23 protein-coding genes are annotated in these 22,788 nt (G+C 73.7%); 7 read left to right on the plus strand and 16 right to left on the minus strand.

Annotation, left to right across the window (positions count from 1 at the left end; all coding sequences use genetic code 11):
* The 5 genes from ABEB17_RS05790 to ABEB17_RS05810 form a co-directional block, all read right to left on the minus strand.
* The coding region (locus tag ABEB17_RS05790) for a lysine--tRNA ligase (protein WP_345715813.1) at positions 1–1,023 on the minus strand (1,023 nt) is incomplete at its 3' end.
* A 162-nt stretch (positions 1,024–1,185) separates the two neighbouring features.
* Positions 1,186–2,082 (minus strand): carboxylating nicotinate-nucleotide diphosphorylase, encoded by an 897-nt coding sequence (gene nadC / locus ABEB17_RS05795; protein ID WP_345715643.1) that lies wholly within the window; start codon positions 2,080–2,082, stop codon positions 1,186–1,188.
* Positions 2,079–3,752: an L-aspartate oxidase gene (locus ABEB17_RS05800; protein ID WP_345715645.1), complete on the minus strand. Its 1,674-nt coding sequence runs from the start codon at positions 3,750–3,752 to the stop codon at positions 2,079–2,081. Before ABEB17_RS05800 ends, nadC begins: the two co-directional genes overlap by 4 nt.
* The gene (panC, locus tag ABEB17_RS05805; RefSeq protein ID WP_345715646.1) at positions 3,749–4,672 is read right to left on the minus strand and encodes a pantoate--beta-alanine ligase; all 924 of its coding nucleotides are present in this window, start codon (positions 4,670–4,672) and stop codon (positions 3,749–3,751) included. The genes ABEB17_RS05800 and panC overlap by 4 nt, the downstream gene beginning before the upstream one ends.
* Positions 4,669–5,592, minus strand: a complete 924-nt coding sequence (locus ABEB17_RS05810; protein WP_345715647.1) for a Rossmann-like and DUF2520 domain-containing protein — start codon at positions 5,590–5,592, stop codon at positions 4,669–4,671. Before ABEB17_RS05810 ends, panC begins: the two co-directional genes overlap by 4 nt.
* A gap of 64 nt (positions 5,593–5,656) precedes the next feature.
* Between ABEB17_RS05810 and ABEB17_RS05815 the strand changes: the two genes are divergently transcribed.
* The 3 genes from ABEB17_RS05815 to ABEB17_RS05825 are packed head-to-tail and all read left to right on the plus strand — an operon-like array spanning position 5,657 to position 7,955.
* Positions 5,657–6,379, plus strand: coding sequence for a methyltransferase domain-containing protein (locus ABEB17_RS05815; RefSeq protein ID WP_345715649.1), 723 nt, complete (start codon positions 5,657–5,659; stop codon positions 6,377–6,379).
* Positions 6,379–7,380, plus strand: a complete 1,002-nt coding sequence (locus tag ABEB17_RS05820; protein ID WP_345715814.1) for an SAM-dependent methyltransferase — start codon at positions 6,379–6,381, stop codon at positions 7,378–7,380. Before ABEB17_RS05815 ends, ABEB17_RS05820 begins: the two co-directional genes overlap by 1 nt.
* On the plus strand, positions 7,377–7,955 hold the full coding sequence (locus tag ABEB17_RS05825; protein WP_345715650.1) for a hypothetical protein: 579 nt from the start codon (positions 7,377–7,379) through the stop codon (positions 7,953–7,955). Before ABEB17_RS05820 ends, ABEB17_RS05825 begins: the two co-directional genes overlap by 4 nt.
* A gap of 20 nt (positions 7,956–7,975) precedes the next feature.
* Here ABEB17_RS05825 and ABEB17_RS05830 read toward each other — a convergent pair whose 3' ends face one another.
* The 3 genes from ABEB17_RS05830 to ABEB17_RS05840 are packed head-to-tail and all read right to left on the minus strand — an operon-like array spanning position 7,976 to position 11,123.
* The gene (locus ABEB17_RS05830; RefSeq protein WP_345715651.1) at positions 7,976–9,211 is read right to left on the minus strand and encodes a cytochrome P450; all 1,236 of its coding nucleotides are present in this window, start codon (positions 9,209–9,211) and stop codon (positions 7,976–7,978) included.
* Positions 9,208–10,632 carry a PH domain-containing protein gene (locus ABEB17_RS05835; protein WP_345715652.1) on the minus strand — a complete coding sequence of 475 codons (1,425 nt, stop codon included), beginning with the start codon at positions 10,630–10,632 and terminating at the stop codon, positions 9,208–9,210. Before ABEB17_RS05835 ends, ABEB17_RS05830 begins: the two co-directional genes overlap by 4 nt.
* Complete coding sequence (locus ABEB17_RS05840) at positions 10,629–11,123, minus strand: PH domain-containing protein (RefSeq protein ID WP_345715653.1); 495 nt, start codon at positions 11,121–11,123, stop codon at positions 10,629–10,631. Before ABEB17_RS05840 ends, ABEB17_RS05835 begins: the two co-directional genes overlap by 4 nt.
* Before the next feature lie 128 nt (positions 11,124–11,251).
* On the opposite strand from ABEB17_RS05840, the gene ABEB17_RS05845 reads away from it, so the two are divergent.
* The gene (locus tag ABEB17_RS05845) at positions 11,252–12,355 is read left to right on the plus strand and encodes an NADH-quinone oxidoreductase subunit D (protein ID WP_345715815.1); all 1,104 of its coding nucleotides are present in this window, start codon (positions 11,252–11,254) and stop codon (positions 12,353–12,355) included.
* 101 nt (positions 12,356–12,456) lie between these two features.
* Here ABEB17_RS05845 and ABEB17_RS05850 read toward each other — a convergent pair whose 3' ends face one another.
* A complete protein-coding gene (locus ABEB17_RS05850) occupies positions 12,457–12,939 on the minus strand; it encodes a hypothetical protein (protein ID WP_345715654.1) in 483 nt (160 codons plus the stop codon).
* Between the two features lie 127 nt (positions 12,940–13,066).
* Here ABEB17_RS05850 and ABEB17_RS05855 point away from each other — a divergent pair, with 127 nt between their 5' ends.
* Entirely contained in the window at positions 13,067–13,723 is a 657-nt protein-coding gene (locus tag ABEB17_RS05855; RefSeq protein WP_345715655.1) for a DUF1684 domain-containing protein, read from the plus strand.
* Between the two features lie 19 nt (positions 13,724–13,742).
* On the opposite strand, the gene ABEB17_RS05860 is transcribed toward ABEB17_RS05855, so the two are convergent.
* The 3 genes from ABEB17_RS05860 to ABEB17_RS05870 all read right to left on the minus strand — a co-directional run bounded on the left by ABEB17_RS05860 (position 13,743) and on the right by ABEB17_RS05870 (position 16,239).
* The gene (locus ABEB17_RS05860) at positions 13,743–14,741 is read right to left on the minus strand and encodes a glycine betaine ABC transporter substrate-binding protein (protein WP_345715656.1); all 999 of its coding nucleotides are present in this window, start codon (positions 14,739–14,741) and stop codon (positions 13,743–13,745) included.
* Positions 14,742–14,869: 128 nt separating this feature from the next.
* On the minus strand, positions 14,870–15,559 hold the full coding sequence (locus tag ABEB17_RS05865; RefSeq protein WP_345715658.1) for an ABC transporter permease: 690 nt from the start codon (positions 15,557–15,559) through the stop codon (positions 14,870–14,872).
* Positions 15,556–16,239, minus strand: coding sequence for an ABC transporter permease (locus ABEB17_RS05870; RefSeq protein ID WP_345715816.1), 684 nt, complete (start codon positions 16,237–16,239; stop codon positions 15,556–15,558). Before ABEB17_RS05870 ends, ABEB17_RS05865 begins: the two co-directional genes overlap by 4 nt.
* 41 nt (positions 16,240–16,280) lie before the next feature.
* On the opposite strand from ABEB17_RS05870, the gene ABEB17_RS05875 reads away from it, so the two are divergent.
* The gene (locus ABEB17_RS05875; protein WP_345715659.1) at positions 16,281–17,471 is read left to right on the plus strand and encodes an ABC transporter ATP-binding protein; all 1,191 of its coding nucleotides are present in this window, start codon (positions 16,281–16,283) and stop codon (positions 17,469–17,471) included.
* Here ABEB17_RS05875 and ABEB17_RS05880 read toward each other — a convergent pair.
* From ABEB17_RS05880 to ABEB17_RS05890, 3 genes are read right to left on the minus strand one after another with little or no spacing between them, the layout of a single operon-like run.
* Complete coding sequence (locus tag ABEB17_RS05880; RefSeq protein WP_345715660.1) at positions 17,468–18,520, minus strand: UbiA family prenyltransferase; 1,053 nt, start codon at positions 18,518–18,520, stop codon at positions 17,468–17,470. The genes ABEB17_RS05875 and ABEB17_RS05880 overlap by 4 nt on opposite strands.
* A complete protein-coding gene (locus ABEB17_RS05885; protein ID WP_345715661.1) occupies positions 18,517–18,684 on the minus strand; it encodes a hypothetical protein in 168 nt (55 codons plus the stop codon). Before ABEB17_RS05885 ends, ABEB17_RS05880 begins: the two co-directional genes overlap by 4 nt.
* Before the next feature lie 52 nt (positions 18,685–18,736).
* Positions 18,737–19,159, minus strand: coding sequence for an MmcQ/YjbR family DNA-binding protein (locus ABEB17_RS05890; RefSeq protein ID WP_345715662.1), 423 nt, complete (start codon positions 19,157–19,159; stop codon positions 18,737–18,739).
* Between the two features lie 99 nt (positions 19,160–19,258).
* On the opposite strand from ABEB17_RS05890, the gene ABEB17_RS05895 reads away from it, so the two are divergent.
* A complete protein-coding gene (locus tag ABEB17_RS05895) occupies positions 19,259–20,317 on the plus strand; it encodes a hypothetical protein (RefSeq protein ID WP_345715663.1) in 1,059 nt (352 codons plus the stop codon).
* A gap of 91 nt (positions 20,318–20,408) precedes the next feature.
* Here ABEB17_RS05895 and ABEB17_RS05900 read toward each other — a convergent pair whose 3' ends face one another.
* Entirely contained in the window at positions 20,409–22,646 is a 2,238-nt protein-coding gene (locus ABEB17_RS05900; protein ID WP_345715664.1) for an MMPL family transporter, read from the minus strand.
* Positions 22,647–22,788 lie beyond the last annotated feature (142 nt).

Consider the following 22,788-nt stretch of genomic DNA (forward strand, 5'->3'; position numbering starts at 1 on the left):
GAGCTTGTCCGCGTACTCGCGCAGCTGGGTCACCGAGGTCTGCGCGGTGACCTGCTCGCCGAGCGCCTCGGACAGCGAGCCGTACATCGTCAGCGACGTCCAGTCGCCGGAGAAGTCGTACTCCGTTCCGTCGTGCAGCACCGCGGTCTGCGAGCCGTGCACCACCTCACAGGCGTTCTGCACGAGGACCTGGGTCAGGTCCGCGACCGTGTTGTAGTCGCCGTACGCCTCGTAGAACTCGAGCATCGCGAACTCGGGGCTGTGCGTGGAGTCGGCGCCCTCGTTGCGGAAGTTCCGGTTGATCTCGAAGACCTTCTCGAGCCCGCCGACGGCAGCGCGCTTGAGGAAGAGCTCGGGTGCGATCCGCAGGAAGAGCTCCATGTCGTACGCGTTCATGTGGGTGCTGAACGGGCGCGCCGCGGCACCGCCGTGCTGGGTCTGCAGCATCGGGGTCTCGACCTCGATGAAGCCCCGGGCGTGGAACGTGTCGCGCAGCGACCGAACGACGGCAGCGCGGTTGCGCACCATCTCGCGGGCCGCCGGGCGGACGATGAGGTCCGCGTAGCGCTGCCGGACCCGCACCTCCTCGTTCAGCTCGGCGCCCTCGTGCAGGTTCGGCAACGGCCGCAACGCCTTCGCGGCCAGCTGCCAGGCGTCGGCCATGATGCTGAGCTCGCCGCGCCGGCTCGAGATGACCTTGCCGTGCACGAACACGTGGTCGCCCAGGTCGACGTCCGACTTCCACTCCGCCAGACGCTCCTCGCCGACCTCCGCGAGGCTGAGCATCGCCTGGAGCCGCGTGCCGTCACCCTCCTGCAGGGTCGCGAAGCAGAGCTTGCCGGTGTTGCGCACGAAGACCACCCGGCCGGTGACGCCTACGACGTCATCCGTCTCGGCGCCGGGCTCCAGGTCGGGGTGCGCCGCGCGGACCTCGGCGAGCGTGTGCGTGCGCGGCACGCCGACGGGGTAGGGCTCGACCCCGGACGCCAGCAGCCGCTCACGCTTGGCCCGCCGCACCTGCATCTGCTCGGGGACGTCGTCGGCTGGCGCGGGCGGCGGGGGCTGGTCGTTCACGTCCACAACCCTACCGACCCGCCGCCACCGCGTTCCCACACCATTCGCGCTTCACGGGGCTATGGGGGCCCGAAAAGCACCTCAAGCGCGAATGGTGCGTGGTGGGTCGGGTCAGGTCAGGTCGAGCGCGAGGTCGAGGATCGGGCTGGAGTGGGTGAGCCCACCGACGGACAGGTAGTCGACACCGGTCTCCCCGTAGTCACGGGCGTGCTCCAGCGTCAGCCCGCCGGTCCCCTCGATCTCGACCCGGTCCGGCGTCGCCGCCCGCACCGCCGCCACGGTCTCGGCGAGCAACGGCACGGACATGTTGTCGCACAACAGGAACCGCGCCCCGGCAGCGATCGCCTCGAGCGCCTCGTCCAGGGTGGTGACCTCGACCTGCACCTCGACGTCCGGGTAGCGCGCCCGCACCGCCTCGTACGCCGCGCGCACCGAACCGGCCGCGAGCTTGTGGTTGTCCTTGACCATCGCGACGTCGTACAGGCCCATCCGCTTGTTCGTCCCGCCACCGCAGCGCACCGCGTACTTCTCGAGGGCGCGCAGCCCCGGTGTGGTCTTGCGGGTGTCCAGCACGGTGGCGCCGGTGCCCGCCAGCTCGTCGGCCCAGAGCCGGGTGTGCGTCGCCACGCCGGACATGCGGCACACCAGGTTCAGCGCCGTCCGCTCCCCGACCAGCAGCACCTGGGTGGCGCCGCTGACCTCGACCAGCACGTCCCCGCGCCGCACCCGGTCGCCGTCCGCCGCCCGCACCACGACGTGAGCCGCCGCCACACCGAGCCGCGCGGCGACGTCGTCCCAGACCAGGCCGAACAGCGCCAGCCCGGCCACCACCCCATCGGCCCGGGCGACGACGTGGGCCGTCGACTGCTGGCTGAGGGCGATAGTGGCGGACGACGTCACGTCCACCCCGTCGGGCCCGCCGAGGTCCTCGTCCAGAGCGCGCCGGACGACGTCCCGCACCGCCGCCGGGTCCAACCCGGTCGCCTGCAACGTGTCGTCCCCTCTCATGAGCCCACTCCCTGCGTCTCGGCGACTGCCTCGTACTCGGTCTGCAGGGCGCCGTCCTCGTCCAGCCGCGCAGTGAGGTGACCGCGCCAGGCCGGGTCGCGCTCGGGGAAGTCCGACCGCAGGTGCCCCCCGCGGGTCTCCGTGCGCAGCGACGCCAGTTCGGTGAGCAGCGAGCCCACCTGGTGCAGGTTGGTGCTCTCCCAGGCCGGCGCGGTGGGCTCGGACGTCGCCTCACCGGCCAGCGCGGCGAGCTCGGACGCGGTGCGCCGCAACGACTCCGCGCTGCGCAGCGCGCCGGCCCCGGACGTCATCGCCTGCTGGACGTCGACCCGCCGGGCCGCGTCGAGCAGCGTCCGCGGGGTGTCGACCTCGACCGGGTCGACCGGCGCCAGGTCGCCGTCGGCGAGCCGGTCGGTCAGGTCGTCGGCGATGCGGTGCGCGAAGACCAGCCCCTCCAGCAGGGAGTTCGAAGCCAGCCGGTTGGCGCCGTGCACCCCGGAGCAGGCCACCTCGCCGCAGGCGTACAGGCCCTCCAGGCTCGAACGGCCGCGCAGGTCCGTGGCCACCCCACCGCTGGCGTAGTGCTGCGCAGGCGCGACGGGTAGCAGGTCGGTCGCGGGATCGAACCCGAGCGAGCGGCAGCGCTCGACGATCGACGGGAAGCGGTGCTCCAGGAAGTCCGCGCCGAGGTGCCGGGCGTCCAGGTAGACGTGCTGGGTGCCGTCGGCGCGCATCCGCTCCACGATGGCCCGGGACACCACGTCGCGCGGCGCCAGGTCGGCGAGCTCGTGCACATCGGTCATGAACCGGCGCCCGGCGCTGTCGACCAGGAACGCGCCCTCGCCCCGCACGGCCTCGCTGATCAGCGGCTGCTGGCCGATCGCTCCTGGCCCCAGCCACAGCACGGTCGGGTGGAACTGGACGAACTCCAGGTCGCGCACCTGCGCGCCGGAGCGCAGCGCCGCCGCGACCCCGTCACCGGTCGCCACGGACGGGTTGGTCGTCGAGGAGTACACCTGCCCCAGACCGCCGGTGGCCAGGACGACGGCCCGCGCGGTGGCCGCGCCGACGCCGTCCCGCTGGCCCTCGCCGAGCACGTGCAGGGTGACCCCGCAGACCCGACCGGTGGCCGACTGCAGCAGGTCCACGACCATGGCGTGCTCCACGACCTCGATGCCCGGGTCGTGCCGCACCGCGTCGAGCGCGGCGATCAGCGCACGGCTGATCTCCTTGCCGGTGGCGTCGCCGCCGGCGTGCGCGATCCGGTCCCGGTGGTGGCCGCCCTCACGGGTCAGCGCGATCTCGCCGTCCGGCGTCCGGTCGAACTCCGCGCCCAGGGCCACGAGCTCACGCACCCGGGCGGGCCCCTCGGTGACCAGCGCCGTGACCGCAGCCACGTCGCACACCCCGGCCCCGGCCACCAAGGTGTCCTCCAGGTGCTCGGCGGGTGAGTCGGCCGGGTCCAGCGCGGCCGCGATGCCACCTTGCGCCCACCGGGTCGAGCCCTCGTCCAGCACCGTCTTGGTGACCAGCAGCACGCGCTCCACGCGCTGCCGCAGCCGCAGCGCGCAGGTGAGGCCGGCGATGCCCGAGCCGACCACGACCACGTCGGCGTGCGTCGTCCAGCCGGGTGGCGGCGCGACCAGGCGCCGGGCCAGGGTCAGGGTCATGCGTCGCCCGTCGCAGGCTCGTCGGCGGGCACGAGACCGTTGCCGGAGAACGACTCCAGCGGTCCGCCGCCCGGCCCCAACCGCACCGGTAGGTTGTCGATGAGCCGGGTCGTGCCGACCCGCGCGGCGACCGCGAGCAGTGCCTCACCGCGGTACCACTCCGGGACGTCGAGCAGGTTCTCCGGGTGGACCAGCACCAGGTAGTCGACCAGGGCCAGCGGCTCGGCCACCAGCTCGGTGCGGGCGGCCCGGCGTACCGCGCTGGGACCCTCGGCCGCGATCGCCGCCCCCGCCCGCAGCGCGCGGGACAGCGCCAGCGCCACCTCGCGGTCGCTGTCCGTCAGGTAGATGTTGCGGCTGCTCATGGCCAGGTCGTCGGGCTCGCGCACGGTCGGCACCGCGACCACCTCGACCGGGAAGTCGAGGTCCCGCACCATGCGCCGGATCAGCAGCAGCTGCTGGGCGTCCTTCTGCCCGTAGTAGGCGAGGTCAGGGCGGATCAGGTGCAGCAGCTTGCCGACGACGGTGAGCACCCCGTCGAAGTGACCCGCCCGGGCCTGGCCCTCGAGCACGTCGCCCAACGGACCGGCGCTGACCCGGACGCCGGGGTCGCCGTCCGGGTAGACGACGTCCGGGGTGGGCATGAAGACCAGGTCGACCCCCTCGCGGGCGCAGATCTCCAGGTCGCTGTCCACGGTGCGCGGGTAGCGGGACAGGTCCTCGCGCGGCCCGAACTGCAACGGGTTCAGGAAGATCGTCACGACGACGTGCCGGGCCCGCCGGCGGGCCTCGCGGATGAGGGCAGCGTGCCCCTCGTGCAGCGCGCCCATCGTCATCACGACGGCCACCTCGCCGTCGTCGAGGGCGGCGCGCGCCGGGCCGAGCCCGGCGCGGGTGTGCACGACGGCGGGCTGGTTCACGAGGTCTCCTTCGGGCTGGCCAGGACGTCGAGCAGGTTGGCGGCGGCGACGGCACCGAGCCGGTCGTCCGCCAGGGCGCGCACGGCGGTCGCGCGGGCCATGGCGACGTAGCTGGCGAGCACGTCGGGGGTCTCGGTGGCCAGCTCGGCCAGGTGCGCCGCGACGGTGCCGGCGTCACCGCGCGAGACGGGGCCGGTGACGGCGGCGTCGCCGGAGCGCAGCGCGCCGTCCAGGGCGGCCGACAGGAGCGGGGCGAGCACGCGGTCCGGCGCCTCGATCCCGGTGTGCCGCAACACCTGCAGGGCCTGCGCCACCAGCGTGACCAGGTGGTTCGACCCGTGTGCGAGCGCCGCGTGGTAGCGGGCCCGGTCGGCCTCGGCGACCCAGACCGGCTCGGCGCCCATCTCGACGACGAGGGCCTCGGCCATCGGGCGGACCGGGTCGGCGGCGGTCACCCCGAAGCAGCAGCCGCTCAGCCGCTCCAGGTCGATCGCGGTGCCGGTGAACGTCATCGCCGGGTGCAGGGCCAGCGGGATCGCGTGCTGCTCGGCGGCCGGGTCGAGGACCGCGACCCCGTACCGGCCGCTGGTGTGCACCACGATCTGACCCGCCGGCCAGGCACCCGTGTCGGCCAGACCGCGCACCAGGGCGGGGAGCTCGTCGTCCGGGACGGTCAGCAGCACCAGGTCGGCGGCGCGGACGACGTCGGGGACCTGGCGCAGCGGCACGCCGGGCAGCAGGGCGGCGGCCCGCTCGGTCGAGGCGCGGCTGACCGCGCTGGCCGCGACCACCCGGTGCCCGGCGCGGGCCAGGGCGGCGCCCAGCACCGCGCCGACGCGCCCGGCACCGACCACGCCGACGTCCAGCCGGGCGGGTCGTTGACCTGCCGGCCGCGCGGCGTCGCCGTCGAGCCCGTTCACAGGCAGGAACGCTAGCGCGCGACGTTCGACGGACTCGCGGCGCCGTGCTCGCTAGGCTCGCGCCATGGGACGCCACGAGCGGTTGGTCGACCTCGCGGACGTCGACTCGGACGGGCTCGTGGTCGCCGACCTCGGCTGCGGCACGGGCCGCACGGTGCGGCGGCTGCTGGCCGGGGAGCACGTGCCGGCCACCGTGCACGCGGTGGACCAGGCGGTCGACCTGGACGACGACCTGCTGGCCGACCCGCGGGTCGTGTCGCGCGTCGCCGACCTCGACGAGCCGCTGCCGTTCGCGGACGCCGCGGTGGACCGGATCGTGTCGATGAACGTGGCCGAGAGCCTGGCCGATCCGGCGCAGTTCCTGCGCGAGTGCGCCCGGGTGCTGCGACCGGGCGGCCTCGCCGTGATCGGGCACACCGACTTCGACACCGCGCTGTTCACCAGCGACGACGACGCGCTCACCCGCCTGCTGGTGGACCGCTTCGTGGCTGTCGTCCCGGACTGGCAGGTGCGCGCCGACGGCTTCATGGGCCGCAAGCTCCTCTGGCTCGCCACCGACTCGCCGTTCGAGCTGCTGGGTGTGCACTCCTGGGCGGACGCGCACCGCCGCTTCGACGAGGGCTCGCTGGCCTGGAAGATCGCGATGGGGATGGTGGCGGCGGCGGCCGACGACCCAGACCTGTCGGGGCGCGCCGCGGCGTGGATCGGGTCCGTGCGGCGGCTGGCCGACGAGGGCCGGTTCCTGTTCGCCGTCACGGACGTCGTCGTCGTCCTGCGTCGACCGTGATCACGTTCGAGACCGCGTGGCAGCAGGCGCTCTACGGCCCTGCCGGGTTCTACCGGCGCGCCGAACCGGCCGAGCACTTCCGGACGTCGGTCGGCGCGGGGCGGTTGCTGGCATCGGCGGTGGCGCGACTGGCCGAGGGCGCTGGCCTGCACCGGGTCGTGGACGTCGGTAGCGGGCGCGGGGCACTGCTGGCCGACCTGCACGCGCTGGCGCCCGGGCTCGACCTGGTCGGGGTGGACGTCGTCCCGCGCCCGGCCGCGCTGCCGGACCGCATCGAGTGGGTGCAGTCCCCCGGCGGCGCGGCGCTGCCCGCCGGGCTGCCGCTCGACGGCGCCCTGGTGCTCGCGCACGAGTGGCTGGACGACGTCCCGTGCCCGGTCGTCGAGCGCGACGAGGACGGGCGGTGGCGGACGGTCCTGGTCGAGCCCGGGAGCTGGTCGCGCACCCTCGGCGCCGCACCCTCGCCGGCCGAGCTGGAGTGGCTGCACCGCTGGTGGCCGGTGCCACCGGGTGGCGGCGAACCGGGCGAGCGCGCGGAGGTGGGTCTGGCGCGCGACCGGGCCTGGGCCGAGCTGGTGCGGGCCGCGCCCGCCAGCCTGCTCGTCGCCGTCGACTACACGCACCACCGGACCGACCGCCCACCCGGCGGCTCCCTGATCGGCTACCGCGACGGCGCGGCCTGCCCGCCCGTGCCGGACGGGGCCTGCGACGTCACCGCGCACGTCGCGCTGGACGCTGTCGCGGCCGCCGGGACCGCCGCTGGCGCCGCCCGCACCGTGCTCGTCGACCAGCGCACCACGCTGCGCGCCCTGGGGATCGACGGTCGACTGCCCGACCACGCCCTGGCCGGCACCGATGCCCTCGGGTACCTCGAGGGCGTCACCCGCGCCAGCCAGGCCGCGGAGCTGCTCGACCCGGCCGGGCTCGGCGGCTTCGGCTGGCTGCTGCAGACGACGCCGGGTGGACAGGCCGACGCCCTGTTGGACATGGTGGGTGGGTGATCGACGAGGAACCGACCGGACGACGCCCGGCGCCGACCCTGCTCGCGCTGCTGGTGGCGGCGCCGATGGCCGCCTCGCTGACCGGGTGCTCGGCGGACGGGCAGGGCGCCGCCTCGCCGACCGTCACCGTGACCACGACGAGCACGCCGAGCGGCACGTCCTCGGCCAGCCCCACCGCGACGTCCGACGTCAAGGGACGCACGTTCGACATCGGCACCGTCACGGCCGTCACGACGATCGGCTCCGTGAAGGTCATCGAGCTCGACCGCTGGACGCTGGACGGCACCAGTGATTCGACGCTCGCCAAGCAGGGCGTGAAGATCGCACCGCACAAGGGGTCGCGGTACACCAACCAGAACACGGCCAAGACCTACACGGCACCCGTCGCGCCCGGGGCGCGGATCGTGGTGAACGCGTGCGTGGTGGACGGGTCGGGCGACCTCGGCCTGACGTCCCAGCCGCTCAGCGCCAGCGCCTGGCTGGCGAAGCCGGACACCTCAGCCGTCCTGCTGGTCCACTACGACAGCACGGGCGCGATCACCCGGATGGACACCGACCCGCGCTGCCCCGGCTGACCCGCCGGTCAGTCGCCGGGTCAGCCGGCGAGCCGGACGTGCTCGTAGCCGCGCAGGACGAAGGTCGGACGCCGGACCGGCTCCCCGACCGCGTGCAGCGCGGGGAAGCGGCGCAGCAGCGCCGGGAGCGACGCCTGCAGCTCGACCCGGGCCAGCGGCGCGCCGAGGCAGAAGTGGATGCCGGCACCGAAGGCCAGGTGCGGGTTCGGGGACCGGTCGGCGACGAACCGGTCCGGCTCCTCGAACACCTCGGGGTCGCGGTTCGCCGCGCCCAGCAGGGCCGCAACCTTCGCACCCGCGGCGATTCGCAGCGGGGAGCCGCCCGGGCCCAGCGGCAGGTCGACGTCCTGCGTCGCGGTGCGCTCGAACAGGTGCAGCGGGGAGTCGTGCCGGAGCATCTCCTCCACTGCCAGGGCGACCAGGGCGTCATCGGAGACGTTGCGGCGCACCAGGTCCAGCTGGTCCGGCGCTTCGAGCAGGGACACGATCCCGTTGCCGAAACCGTTGACGCTCGCCTCGTGGCCGGCGTTCAGCAGCAGGACGACGGTCGCCACGAGCTCGTGGTCGTCCAGCCGGTCCCCACCGTCCCGTGCCTGCACGAGGTGGGTCACCAGGTCGTCCGTGGGGTGCGCGCGCCGGGCGGCCGCCAGCTCCCCGACGTAGTCGGCAAACTCGGCGCTGGCCGTCCGGGCCTGCTGCTCCTGCTCGGCCGTGCGGTCCACCTCGTACATCTTCACGATGGCCTGCGACCAGGGCCGCAGCAGGTGCTGGTCCGCGGCGGGCCAGCCGAGCAGCTCGGCGATCACCAGCACCGGCAGGGGCTCGGCGTAGTCGGCGAGCACGTCGAACGACCCGCCTGCGGACTGCGTCTGCTCGCACTCGTCGAGCAGGCCCTCGGCGAGCTCGAGCACCCGCGGCCGCAGCCGCTCCACGTGCCCACGCCCGAACGCGCCGGCGACCAGCCGGCGCAGCCGCGTGTGCTTGGGCGGTTCGCTGTCCAGGATCGAGTCCGCGTGCAGCCAGTTGAACGTCGCCCAGTCACCCTCGGGCGCGCGCGGACGGAAGATCCGGCCCAGCCGGCGGTCGCGCAGCACCACGTCGCAGGCCCGGTGCGAGGTGGCCACCGCGACGCCGAGCGGCTCGTGCCAGGCCAGCGGCGCCTGCTCCCGAGCGCGGGCGAAGCCGGGGTAGGGGTCGCGGACGAAGTTGGGGTCGGAGAGGTCGAAGGACCTGTCCAGCAACGGGATCCGGCTCACGGGGCCTCCATCCAGCGACCCTGGTCGCCGTCCCCCGCGGCGGCCCGCGCGAGCCGCGCCCGGGCCGCCTGGGCGACCAGCAGGTCCGCGGCGTCCTGGGACTCGAGGTGGGCGACCGCGGGGTGCACCGGCCCGCTCGTCGAGTGCATGTGGAACGAGGCGACCCCGAGCCGGCGCTGCAGGGGTCCCTGGCTCACGCCGAGGCTCTGCGTGCGGGCGTGCGGGACGACGTCCAGCTCGCGGTGCCAGCGGCCACGGCGCAGCAGCACGACGTCGTCGAGCACGTTGACCCCGTGCCGCCGCCAGCTCACCGGGTCCAGCCAGCGAGCCGCGCGTGGTGCGACGACGAAACCGGCCTCGGTCGTCGTCCCGGTCAGGCCCGCCGAGAGCGCCTGCGGCGTCGGGCCGTCCTCGTCGTGCGGGTCCAGCGCCGGCACGGCCAGCCGCAGCACCAGGAGCGCCTCGGCGCGCGAACCGACGACCAGCAGCACGTTCTCCTGCTCGGCGGAGTCGTGCCCGGAGTCGCCGTACCCGGCAACGTTCACCGTGAGGCTCCACCAGTCCAGGCGCCGCCACAGCAAGGGCTGGCGCATCTGGATCGCCTGCACCCGACCCGGCGGAACCGTCTGGGCGCGGGTGGTGAGCAGCCCGTGGTGCAGCCGGATCCCGTCGGGCGACGTCGCGACCCGGAACCCGAACGTGGAGCTGAACCGGGTCCACTGCGCGCCGACCAGACCGATGAACGCGGACGCGATGATCGCGAGCACGCTGATCCGTCCGGTGACCGCCACGAGGACGGCGCCGGCCAGGATCGCGATGACCAGGAAGCCGGTCGAGTAGGTCAGCGCCAGCGAGGCGATCACCCGGCCGACCGGCACGGCGATGAGCTCGTGCTCCGGCGCGACCGGCGCGACCTCGCCCTCGTACCGGACGCCTGCCGCGCGGGCGAGCAGCACGTTGCGCAGCTCCTCGGCATCGGACTCGCGCAGCAGGGTCAGCACGATCGCCGAGTCCTTGCCGCCGGCCACCTCGAGCCGCAGCTCGGCCAGCCCGAGGAACCGCCCGAGCAGCGGCCGGACCACGTCGACCGCCTGCAGGCGGTCCAGCCGGGCGTGCCGTTGCTGGCGGAACAGCACGCCGTAGTGCAGCCGCAGGGTGTCCTCGTCGACCTGGTAGGCCGCCCGCCGCCACGCGACGAAGCCGTAGAGGGCCGCGACGAGGGCGATGACCACCAAGCCACCCAGGGTGACCAACGCCTCCTGCCGCGACGGCAGGTTCCCGGAGAACAGCACCTCGCCGCGTTGCTGGGCGACCAGGGCGAGGACGACGGCGACGACCTTCCAGCCGCGCGCCAACGGAGTCAGCGGGTGCAGCCGCCGCCACCCGTCGTCCGGGTCGAGGGGACTGCGCGGATCGCTCACAAGCCGGCCAGCCGGGCCTCGCCGCGGCTGGCGAGGCGGTCGCGCAGCCGCGCCGCCTCGTCCGGCACCAACCCGTCGATGTGCGCGTCCGTTCCCGGTGAGGCGGTGTGCAGCTGGACGGCGGAGTAGCCCAGCAGGCGCGCGAGCGGGCCGGCCTGGACGTCCACGAACTGCATGCGCCCGTAGGGGACGACGACGATGCTGCGGAACATCACGCCCCGCCGGACCAGCAGGTCGTCCTCGCGCTCGGCGTAGCCGGTGGCCCGGACCTGGCGCCCGAACAGCCAGGACGACCAGCCGAGGGCGACGACCGGCAGGAGGAGCAGCGCGTACACCCAGGCCGTGCTGGTCAGGACCGCGACCAGCGCGACCACGATCGCGACCACGAGGCAGCAGGCGGCCGCGATCAGCCGCCGTCCGGTGGCGAGGCGGTCCGAGACCGGTCGCCATTCCACGTCGTCCGGGGTGAAGGGCTCGTCATGCAGGGGCACCTCGTCATGCTGGCACACTGCGCGCCACCCGGAGTGGCAGACTCGGTCCCGTGACGACGCCGACCACCGCGCAGCCGGGGCGCGAGCTGACCGTCGGGGTGGGCGCGGGCGGGCTCGCCACCGCGGACATGGTGCTCAACATCGGCCCGCAGCACCCGGCGACGCACGGCGTGCTGCGGCTGCGGCTGGTCGTGGACGGCGAGCGGATCGTCTCGGCCGACCCGGTCGTCGGCTACATGCACCGCGGCGCCGAGAAGCTCTTCGAGGTGCGCGACTACCGGCAGATCGTCGTCCTGGCGAACCGGCACGACTGGCTGTCCGCCTTCTCCAACGAGCTGGGCGTCGTCCTGGGCGTCGAGAAGATGCTCGGCATGGAGGTGCCCGAACGGGCGGTCTGGGCCCGCACCTTGCTCGCCGAGCTGAACCGGGTGCTCAACCACCTGATGTTCCTCGGCGCCTACCCGCTCGAGCTCGGCGCGATCACCCCGATCTTCTACGCGTTCCGCGAGCGCGAGGAGCTGCAGGCGGTGATGGAGGAGATCAGCGGCGGCCGGATGCACTACATGTTCAACCGGGTCGGCGGGCTGAAGGAGGACCTGCCGGCCGGCTGGCTGACTCGGGTGCTGGCGTCGGTCGCCGCGGTGCGCCGGCGGATGCCGGACCTCGAGGGGATGATCGTCGGCAACGAGATCCTGCGCGCCCGCACGGTGGGGGTGGGCGTGCTGCAGCACGAGGTGGCGGCGTCGTACGGGGTGAGCGGTCCGATCGCGCGGGCCGGCGGGCTCGACCTGGACCTGCGGCGCGACGAGCCCTACCTGGCGTACGGGGAGCTGTTCGGGCCGGGTGGGCCGGGTCGGGTGGTGACCCGGACGGCCGGTGACGCGCTGGCCCGGCTGGAGTGCCTGCTGGAGCAGGTGCACGTGTCGCTCGACCTGGTCGTGGCGTGCGTCGAGCGGTTGCGCTCGCTGCCGGCCGGTCCGGTGAACCAGCGGCTGCCCAAGGTGCTGCGGGTCCCCGAGGGACACGCCTACACCTGGACCGAGAACCCCCTGGGGCTGAACGGCTACTACCTGGTCTCGCGCGGCGACAAGGTGCCGTACCGGCTCAAGCTGCGCTCGGCGTCGTTCGGCAACGTGCAGGTGCTCTCGCGGCTGCTGCCCGGGTGCCTGATCTCCGACATGGTCGCCGTCCTGGGCTCGATGTTCTTCGTCGTCGGCGACGTCGACAAGTAGCCCCGACCCCACGCTTCCGCCACTCAGGCCGGTTTCCGCCACTCAGGCCGGTCTCGGGCATGCGAAAGCGGCTTGAGCGGCGGAGGTGGGACTGGGGTGGGTCAGGCGGTGTGGCGGCCGTGGTACTCGTGAACCCCAGCACCCTCAGCGGCGGCGAGGTCGACCACGGCGGCCTGCTCGCGCTCGGCGTCCTCACCGGCGAACACCGCGTCGTGGATCTCCTCCACGGCCATCGGGAAGAGCTTGACCACCGGGTGCGGCATGGTGTCGACGAGCGGGTCCGGGCTGGACGCGACCTGGACGACGGCGAGCCGGGCCCCCTGCACCACCATCGGTGCCGCTGGCAGCTGGCGGGCGCTCACGAGAGCATCCGGAGCGGCCTCCGCGACGAGGACGCGACTGCTCTCGTCCGCCTCGACGGTCCCGACGGCCGGCAGCACGGGAGCGGACACCGACTCCTGGACGCCGAGGGCAACGTCGGCGAGACGGTGCCGACCGGCGTAGCCACGCCCGACGGCGCTGGACAGCACGGCGACGACGAGCCGCCAACGCAGGCCACGCCTGCCACGATGCATACCGGTCACGGGCCGATGGTAGGCCGTCACAGGAGTCACACGCGTCACTCTGGTCGGCGTGTCGCGCACGATCACTCGGCTGGGCCCCACCGCCACCCGGGAGGTCACGCTGAGTCGTCCGTGCGATCCTGCCGAGGTGACCTCTACCGAGCTGAGCACGGCCGCGGACGTCGTCGACTGGCGCCGCCGGGTGCACGCGCTCTACCGCGCCGTCCGAGAGACCGCCGAACCGCGCCAGGCGCACGAGGCGTGGCGGCGAGGGCGCGACCAGCTGCTGGCCAGCCACCCGGCGTCCCCGCTGCTCGGTGAGCACCGGGCCGGCTTCAGCGGCCTCGCGGTGGCCGAGTACGACGAGCGCTACCGCTTCGAGGTCGCCGTGACCGAGCCGGACCCCAGCCTGCCGTCCGCCTTCAAGGCCAGCACGGCCACGGACGGCGACGTGCCGTTCGCGCGGCTCGGCACCGTCGTCCTGCCCGCCCCGGAGGGCGAGGTGCGCCTCGACGTCTGGCGCCTGGCCAGCTACGGCGGGGGGATCTTCCTGCCGGTCAAGGATGCCGCCCCGGACAGCTACGGCGGCGGGCGCTACGTGCTCGACACCATCAAGGGCTCAGACCTGGGCACGACCCGCGCGGACGACGGCACCGTCACCCTCGTGGTGGACCTGAACTTCGCGTACAACCCGTCGTGCGCCTACGACCCGGAGTGGGCCTGCCCGCTGCCCCAGCAAGGCAACCGGACCGCGGTGCCGCTCCCGGTCGGGGAGCAGCACCGCGGTGCGTGGGTGGACTACTGAGCGGTGAGTGGCTCAGCGGTCAGCCAGCGGCCAGCGAGCCGTCGGAGCTGAACACCAGGCCGATGGCGATGGCACCGGACTTCAGCGCGCTCTTGGTGAGCGGGCCGCCGGCATCCAGCGCCTTGAAGCTGCCGAACTGCAGGCCGTAGGTCTTCTCGAGACCGGGCTGGCAGAACGGGCGCTGCGGGCACTCCGGCGGGCCGCCGAGCACGAGGGCGCCGCACTTGGACCCGAGGTCGGACAGCGTCTTGACGCCGTTCTTGTCGGCGAAGGCCTTCGTGACGGCGAACGCGTTCTGGTCGGCCGCCTCGGCGGGCTTGCCGAACACCAGTCCGGACTTCAGGCCCAGCGCAGCCAGCGCCTTCACGGTGGCGTCGAGGTCGCTCGAGGCCTTGGCCTCGGCGTTCGCGCCGTTCTCCTTCTTGTTCAGGAACTCGGTGAGCGTGCCCACGTACTCCGGGACGACCGTCAGGTTCCCCTTCTGCAGCTCGGGCAGGTACACCTCGCGGTTGCCCACGGTGCGCACGGTCGCCTCGAAGCCGGCCGCGTTCAGCGCGGACGCGTAGAGGTTGGCCACGATCTGGTTCTCGCTGAAGTTCGCCGCGCCGACGGTGACCTTGCCGCTGCCGCCGGACGACGGGGTCAGCAGGCCCTTGCTGTTCGCGTACTCCTTGGCCACCGACGCCGGCGACTTGCGGTCGACGTCAGCCTGCTTGTTGAGCCCCACCAGGTCGTCCGTGGTCAGGACGGCCGACACCTTGTCGAGCGCCGCGACCAGGGCCGGCGAGCCCTTGTCGCCGTTCACCGCCGGGATGAGGTTGTCGACCGTCTGCAGCTTCTTGTCGTCGTCCAGGACCACGAGGTCCGTTCCGGCGACGGCCGCGCAAGCCTGCTTGGCGCCACCGCTGGCGCTGCCGGACGGCGCCGCCTCGGTGCCTGAGGAGCCGGCGTCGCCACAGCCGGACAAGGCGATGGTCGCGGCGAGGATCACGCCGCTGATGAGAATGGGCCTGCGCATGGGTTACTCCGCCTTCTGTGTCCCGTGCCCACGGCGGGCACGCGTGTCCGGGGGGCCAGGACCGGCCCACGGGGGTGAGTCAAGCCTCCCCCACCGACAGCCGGGGCGCGAGCGCAGGAACATCACGTTCAGGATGCGGACGAACGGCGGAAGGCCTCCGGGGTCACGGCCCGCTGGAGCAGGGCCAGCAACCCTTCCAGAACGAGACAAAGCAGGGCGATGAGGAGCCCGCCGGCCAGCACCTGCTCGAACCGGCGTTGGCTGAAGCCCAGGTTGATCAGCACGCCCAGACCGCCGCCGGCGACCAGCGCCGCCAGGGAGGCCGTCGCGCACACCTGCACGACCGCCGTCCGCAGCCCGGCCGCGATCAGCGGGACGGCCAGCGGCAGCTCGACCACCCGCAGCACCTGCATCCCGCTCATGCCCATCCCGCGCGCGGCGTCCTTGGCGTCCCGGTCCACCTCGGCGACCCCGATGTAGGCGTTCGCGAGCAGCGGGGGCACGGCGAAGACCGCGAGCGCCAGGATTGTCGGCCGGTTCCCGAAGCCGAGGTTCGCGACCGCGAACAGGGTCAGCAGGGCCAGGGTGGGCACGGCCCGGGAGAGGTTCGCGATCACCACGACGATGCCGCCACCGCGGGACCGGTGCCCCATCCAGACGCCGAGCGGCAGGGACACGACCGCCGCGAGCAGCACCGCGGCGAAGGTGATCCACAGGTGCACGGCGGTCAGGTGCCACACGCCGTCCGGGCCCTGCCAGTTCAGCGGGTCGTTGAACCAGCGGACCGTGTCCGTGACCACCCCGCCGTCGGCGTTCACGACGCGCTCCGACGGGTCCAGGGGGTGAGCCAGCGGGTGATGAGCAGGAGCAGCAGGTCCAGGAACAGCGCGAGCGCCACGGTGAGCACGGTCGCCGTCATGATCTCGGCCCGGTAGAAGTTGTTCTGGAAGCCGGCGAGCAGGAGCTGGCCGAGGCCGCCGTACCCGACGATCACCCCGACCGTGACCAGCGCGACGGTCGACACGGTCGCCACCCGCACGCCGACCATGATCGTCGGCAGCGCGACGGGGACCTCGACCCGCCAGAGCATCTGCCGCGGTCCGTACCCCATGCCGCGGGCGGCGTCCCGGACCTCGTCGGGCACCGCGCGCAGCCCGACCAGCGTGTTGCGGACGAGCACGAGCAGCGCGTACAGCACCAGCCCGATCAGCACGGTCGTCTTGGAGGCGCCGGTGAACGGCGCGAGGATCGCGAACAGAGCCAGGGAGGGGATGGTGTAGATGACGCCGCTGATGCCCAGCACCGGTCCGGCCAGCCTCGGACGGCGGGCGGCGAGCACGGCGAGCGGGAACGCGACCAGGCAGGCGAGCAGCACGGCGACGACCGTCAGCAGGACGTGCTCTTGCAGAGCGGTCATGATGGCGGAAGTGTTCTCCCGAGCGAACTGCAGGGAGAACCACGGATTGGGCGGCTCGTCGGCCGCCGCGAGCGCGTGCACGACAGGGTGCGCGCCTGGCGAGGAGCCGAAGGAGAGCACGCGTGGACGGTACCCGAGGTGTGGCCATCCGGCTCGAGGGCGTGAGCAAGACGTACGCCGACGGGACCCAGGCCGTGCAGGAGCTGGACCTGGCCGTCGAGCCGGGTGAGCTGGTCGCGCTGGTCGGTCCGAGCGGCTGCGGCAAGTCGACGACGCTGCGCATGGTGAACCGGTTGATCGAGCCGACGGCGGGCCGGATCGTGGTGGGCGACACCGACGTGACCCGCACCGACCCGGTCGTCGCCCGGCGGGACATGGGGTACGTGATCCAGCAGGTCGGCCTGTTCCCGCACCAGACGGTGCGGGACAACATCGCGACCGTGCCGCGGCTGGTGGGCTGGAACAAGGCGCGGACCGCCGACCGGGTGACGGAGATGCTGGAGCTCGTCGGGCTCGACCCGGACACCTACGCCGGGCGGTACCCGCACGAGCTGTCGGGCGGCCAGCGCCAGCGCGTCGGCGTCGCTCGCGCGCTGGCCGCGGACCCGCCGGTGCTGCTGATGGACGAGCCGTTCGGCGCCGTCGACCCGATCGCCCGCGACCGGCTCCAGGCGCAGTTCCGGTCCATCCAGGCCCAGCTCGGCAAGACGGTGCTGTTCGTGACGCACGACATCGACGAGGCGGTGCGGCTGGCCGATCGGATCGCGGTGTTCAGCGTGGGCGGCCGGCTCGAGCAGTTCGCCGACCCGGCCACTGTGCTGGGGGCGCCGGCGACCGCGTTCGTCGCCGACTTCGTGGGCTCGGACCGCGGGCTGCGCCGCCTGGCGGTGACCCCCATCGAGCCGGACGACCTGGAGCACCCGCCCACCGTGAGCCCGCAGCAGCCGCTCGCGCAGGCGCGCGCCGTCATCGACCGGGCACCCGAGCCGTACGCCGTGGTCGTGGACGACGAGGGCCGGCTGCGCGGCTGGGTGGGCGTGCGCGAGTGCGTCGGCGACGGCACCGTGGCCGACCGGATGCGCCGGTTCGACGAGACGGTGGAGGTCGGCGACACGTTGCGCCGGGCGCTGGCCGAGATCGTCCAGCACGACGCCGGCTGGCTGCCGGTGCTGGACGGCGACGAGCGCTACCAGGGCGTGCTCACCCCGACGTCCGTCTACACCGCGTTGCGCCGGCACCTGCCGGAGGGCGCTGCCACCCCGGAGGCCACCCCGGAGGCCACCCAGGAAACCGCCGAGGACGTCACCGCCTAGCGAGTGGTGCGGCGGGCGGCCTCGTCGGACTCGTCAGCCTCGTCGGCCTCGGCGGGGGCAGCGGGGGCGGTGCCGCGCACCTGCGGGCCGTGCCGCAGCAGGTCGCTGGCCAAGCCGGCGGTGAGCACGCCCAAGGCGAGCAGGGTCAGCGCCTGCTGCCACGCCGTCCAGCCGAGCGGCCGCATGGCCAGGTGCGCCAGCAGGCCGGCGACCAGGCCCCGGCCGACCACCGCGATGGCTCCGACGAGCACCGTGTCGTCGCGCGGGCTCGTCGTCCGGGACAGCCGCCGCAGCAGCGCCACGACGGCCGCCAACCCGACGACGTACAGGCCGACCAGGGCCGGCGTGCGGTCCGGCACCGCGGCCATCAGCAGCCCGCCGCCGAGGACGCTGAGCGCCGCGCTCACCCGGCAGGTGACGACGCGGCCGTGCCGGACCAGGAACGTCCGCTTGCCGAGCAGCGCGTCGCCGCGAACGTCCCGGAAGTCCTTCAGGAGCAGCCGGCCGATCACCGCTGCGTAGAGGCCGCCGAGCAGCACCAGGTCGGTGCGCCGGACGTCCCCGCCGCCCGCGAGCAGCCCCACCAGGTACGGGACGCCGACCACGTTCAGCGGCAGCAACAACGACGCGACGGCGCCCCGCTTCGACAGCCGCAGCGGCGGCAGCGAGTACGCGGCGCCCACCAGCAGCCCGACCAGCAGCACCGCGAGCACCCGCCAGCCCAGCGCGGCGGCAGCACCCAGCGCCAGGACGCCGCCCACGACGGCGACGACCACGAGGTCGGCCGGCGCGGAGCCGGAGGCGAGCGGACGGCGGCGGTCACCGGGCAGGTTGATCCGGTCGACCTCGGCGTCGGCCAGGTCGTTGAGCACCACGGAGACGAGGAGGTAGCCGACGACGACCACGAGCGCACCGGCCACCAGCCAGAGTCGCTGCGCGTTGCCGTGCTGGGCCAGGCCGATGCAGGCGTAGCTGCCCAGCAGCAGGACCAGCGCGGGCCGGGCCATGAGGACGACGAGCCGCACCCGAGCGGCCACCCAGCCGCTCACTTGTTGTCCGCCCAGCTGTTGATCGCGACCATGAACAGCACGGCGCCGGCGACCACGACCAGTCCGGTCACGCCCAGCACCACGGCCAGCACGAGGCCGGCGATCTGCCACCCGCTGCGTGGCCGACGACCCTGCGGCGGATCCGGCACGACGTTCTGCGACACCTCAAACCCTTCTGCTCACGATCCGCGCACCCTACCCGCGAAACCGCGCTGCCTAGCGATCTGCAGGTGACCCGCGCTCGTCGAGCAACCGGACCAGCCGCGGCCCGGACACCTCGCGGTAGCTCGCGTCGACCAGCTCGGCGACCTCCTGCCAGTCGACGTCGGCGGCGTCGAGGTCGAGCCCGAGCCAGCCGTACGCGCCGTAGTAGGCGGGCAGGAAGAACCGCGGATCTTGTTCCAGCGCAGGGCGTTCGGACGCCGCGACCACGAACAGCACCGCGTGCGGCAGCTGCTGCATCGGCTGGCCGGCGACGGGAGCCTTGATCATGCCCGAGTACCCCGCGAACATCACCCGGGCGCGGAACGTCGGCCGGCCGTGCGAGACCTTCTCGCTGGCCTCGGGGAACTGCAGGCAGAGCTCGCGCAGCCGGGCCAGCTGCGGGTCGCGCGCGTCGTAGCGGAGCGGATGGGCCACCACCCGACCGTAGCGAGTCGACGCATTGCCGCCGCGGTCACCGACGCGCATGCTGGGGCGGTGGCACCCGGACCGCGCAGAACGAGACCGTGACCGCCCATGGGCTACGAGGTCCTGGACGTCGGTGGCGGACGTGAGCCCGACCGCGGCCCGCCCGGCGCTGGGCCCGGTGGAGCGCCCGCGGGCGAGCCCGACGTCCTCGACCTGACCAGCCCGCCCGAGCGGCCCGAGCCGGGAGCACCGACGACGAGTCGGCTGCGGCAACCGCGCCGGACCGCGCTGCTGGCGGCCGTCGCCGTGTCCGTCGGCGCCGCCGGCGCGGCCTACTGGTCCGCGCACCGCCCCGACGACTCGCAGACCGCGGCGACGGGCGGCACCCGCGTCCTCGCCGTGGCGCAGCCCGCCGAGCTGGCGATGGTCGGGCCGACGATGGCGGCCAGCCTGCGGATCAGCGTGGTCAACACCGGCCAGGTGCCCGTGGACGTCGTGGTCTCGCCCGCGCAGATCCGGCCGGTGCAGGGCGCGACGCTGATCGGGCTGGCCAATGGCGGGTCACCACGGATCGCGCCGGGCGAGGCGCGCCAGGTCGTCGCCCTGGTGGGGATCTCCTGCGTGCGCTCGACGGCCGTGACACCGCGGCTGTCCATCAAGGGCCCGGACGGCCGGACGCAGCCCGTGACGGTGCGCGACATCAACCTGGACACCTACCGGGTCAACGCTCGCGCCGTCTGCGGCAACCCCGACGAGGCGGACCTCACCGCGAGGGTTGCCGGCACGGTCCGCACGCCGATGCTAGTGGTGCGCAACGGGTCCCACCACGACGTCGCCATCACGGTGTCCACCGACTCCCCCGTCCAGCCCGCACTCGACGTCCGCGGGAAGGTGCAGCAGTCCACCCGGGTCGGCGCGGTGGGGCCGCCGGTCACCCTGACCACCGTGCCGGGACTACCGGTCGTGCTGCCAGCGCAGACGGACATCACGCTGGTGGTGCAGCTGCGGCTGCGCGGCTGCCAGCCGCTGGCCACCCTGCAGCACCAGGGGTACCTGCTGCTGCTGGGCGTGCCCATTGCCGTCCAGCACACCGTGCCGGAGACGTCGTCCGCCGCGGTCGACCTGACCGCGCTGCTGGGCTCCGAGCAGGCTCGCGCCTGCGGCTGAGCACCCGCCTCGGTGAGATGACGGAGATGGGGCACTCCGGCGAACAGGAGTGCCCCATCTGTGACGTCTTAGCGCTGGATGCGCGCGGCGATCAGTGCTGCTGCGCGGGCAACCGCCGCTCGAGCGCCGCGGGCATCCACCAGTTGCGCCGTCCGAGCAGCGTCATCGCCGAGGGCAGCAGCACGGCCCGCACGACGGTCGCGTCGATCAGCACCGCCACCGCCAGGCCGACGCCGAGCTGCTTGAACTCCAGCAGCGACAGCGTCCCGAAGATGCTGAACACCCCGACCATGACGGCCGCCGCACTGGTCACGACCCCGGCGGACGACGTCACCCCGCGGGCCACCGCCACCTTGGTCGGCAGGCCGGAGTCGTGCGCCTCGCGGATCCGGCTGACGACGAACACGTGGTAGTCCATGGACAGGCCGAACAGCACCACGAACAGGAACAGCGGCAACCAGTCGATCACCACGCCACCGGACTGGAAGCCCAGCAGCTGGTGGCCGAGCCCGTGCTGGAAGACCAGCACCAGGACCCCGTAGGCCGCACCGACGGACAGCAGGTTCAGCACCACCGCGGTGGCCGCCACGACGACCGAGCGGAACGCGAACACCAGCACCACGAAGGTCAGGCCGAGGACGAACGCCATGACCCACGGCAGGTGAGCGCGCATCGACGAGGCGAAGTCCGCCGAGCCCGCGGTCGGACCGGTCACCAGGACCTGCGTGCCCGGGACCGACACGGCCGCCGCGAACGGCGGAACCAGCGTGTCCCGCAACGTGGTGAGGGACGCCTGCGCCGGCTTCCCGCTGAAGTCCCCGGTCATCGGGACGTCGATCGTCGCCGTCCGGCCGTCCGGTGCCAGCACGGGGTGGACGTCGTCCAGCCCGGTGAACTGCCCGGTGGCCCGGGCGTCGGCGACCAGGCCGGCCACCCCGGCGTCCAGCGCCTTGGCGTCCAGCGGCTGGTCGGAGTGCACGACCACGGTGTGCGCGAAGCCGGTCTGCGGGAAGGCCGCCGTCATCGCGTCGTACGTCTTCATGATCGGGATGGAGCGGGGCAGCGAGTCCGCGCCGGCCTCGCCGGTGCGCATGCCCAGCGCGGGCAGGGCGAGCGCCACCATGGCCGCGCCGGCCAGCACCAGCGAGATGGCCGGGCGGTGCAGCACGACCCGCATCACGGCGGGCCAGAAGCGGCCCTCGCCGTCGGGGCGGCGCAGCCGGTGCACGAGCGGGATCCGCGGCCGGTCGACCTTGTCGCCGAACGCGGCGAGCATGGCCGGCAACGCGGTCAGCGAGCCGAGCACGGCCACCGCGACGACCAGCATCGTGCCGACGGCCATCGAGACGAACGTGGCGTCGCCGGACAGCAGCAGCCCCGACATCGCGATGAACACGGCCAGCCCGGAGACCACGACGGCGCGGCCGCTGGTCTGCGCGGCGATCTCGATGGCGTCCCGACGACCGGCACCCTTCGCGCGCTCCTCACGAGCTCGGCGCACGTAGAACAGCGAGTAGTCGACCCCCACGGCCATGCCGATCAGCAGGATCACGCTGTTCAGCGAGTCCATCACCGGCACCACGTGCGAGACCAGGGCGCTCAGGCCGATCCCCGCCATCACGGCCGACAGCGCCAGGATCACCGGCACCCCTGCGGCGATGAGGGCGCCGAAGGTCAGGATGAGGATGCCCAGGGTGATCGGCAGGCTGAGCTTCTCGGCGCGCGAGAAGTCCTTGGACACCTGGCCGCCGATCGCCTTGTCGAGCGAGGCGTCACCGACCTGGTCGACGCGCAGGTCCGGGTGCGCCCCGGCCACGCCGGCGGTCACCGCCTGCACCGCGGGCACCTGGTCGGCGGCGACGTCGTACGCCGCGTTGCCGGTCTTGCCGTTCACGTTCAGCACCACCGGCAGCAGCGCGGAACGGCCGTCCGCCGAGCGCACCAGGTCGCCGACCTGGGACACCTGCGGCATCCCGGTGAGCTTGCTGCGCAGCTCGGTGCCGACCGCGGTCGCGGTCGCGGCGTCCAGGCTCCCACTGCGCGCCTGGACGAGGATCCGCTCGGTCGGGGTGGCCGGGTAGCCGGCCTGCTCGACGATCTTGTCGGCCTTGCCGGACTCCCCCGTGCCGGTCTCGGCGCCTTCCAGCAGGCGGGTGCCGGCCAGCTGGCCGCCGACGAACACGACGGCGACGAACAGGAACCAGCCGATCAGGGCCTTGGCCTTGTGCCGGGTGCTCCACCGAGCGAGGGTCAGGACCACGCCGGCGGACGCCGGTCGCGGGGTGGGGTCGGACGGTTGGGTCTCTGCGGGTGCTGCGGTGAGCGTCATCGTGGTTCCCCTAGCTCGCGCCTCGATTGCTCAGCGGCGCAGTCGTTTTCGGACACCACCACCGTGGCCGCCGCGACCCCTGCGCGTCTGTCCGGGAAGCGCCCCAATGGGGGTAGGGGTAACCCCCGGTTCGATGTGGCGG

The sequence above is a fragment of the Angustibacter luteus genome (assembly GCF_039541115.1).
GTDB classification, from domain to species: Bacteria; Actinomycetota; Actinomycetes; order Actinomycetales; family Angustibacteraceae; genus Angustibacter; species Angustibacter luteus.

Bases quoted from the DNA above. Each gene is read 5' to 3' on its own strand.
- nadC (WP_345715643.1), bottom strand. From the start codon at position 2,082: ATGAGAGGGGACGACACGTTGCAGGCGACCGGGTTGGACCCGGCGGCG.
- ABEB17_RS05800 (WP_345715645.1), bottom strand. From the start codon at position 3,752: ATGACCCTGACCCTGGCCCGGCGCCTGGTCGCGCCGCCACCCGGCTGG.
- ABEB17_RS05815 (WP_345715649.1), top strand. From the start codon at position 5,657: ATGGGACGCCACGAGCGGTTGGTCGACCTCGCGGACGTCGACTCGGAC.
- ABEB17_RS05845 (WP_345715815.1), top strand. From the start codon at position 11,252: ATGGTGCTCAACATCGGCCCGCAGCACCCGGCGACGCACGGCGTGCTG.
- ABEB17_RS05860 (WP_345715656.1), bottom strand. From the start codon at position 14,741: ATGCGCAGGCCCATTCTCATCAGCGGCGTGATCCTCGCCGCGACCATC.
- ABEB17_RS05895 (WP_345715663.1), top strand. From the start codon at position 19,259: ATGGGCTACGAGGTCCTGGACGTCGGTGGCGGACGTGAGCCCGACCGC.
- ABEB17_RS05900 (WP_345715664.1), bottom strand. From the start codon at position 22,646: ATGACGCTCACCGCAGCACCCGCAGAGACCCAACCGTCCGACCCCACC.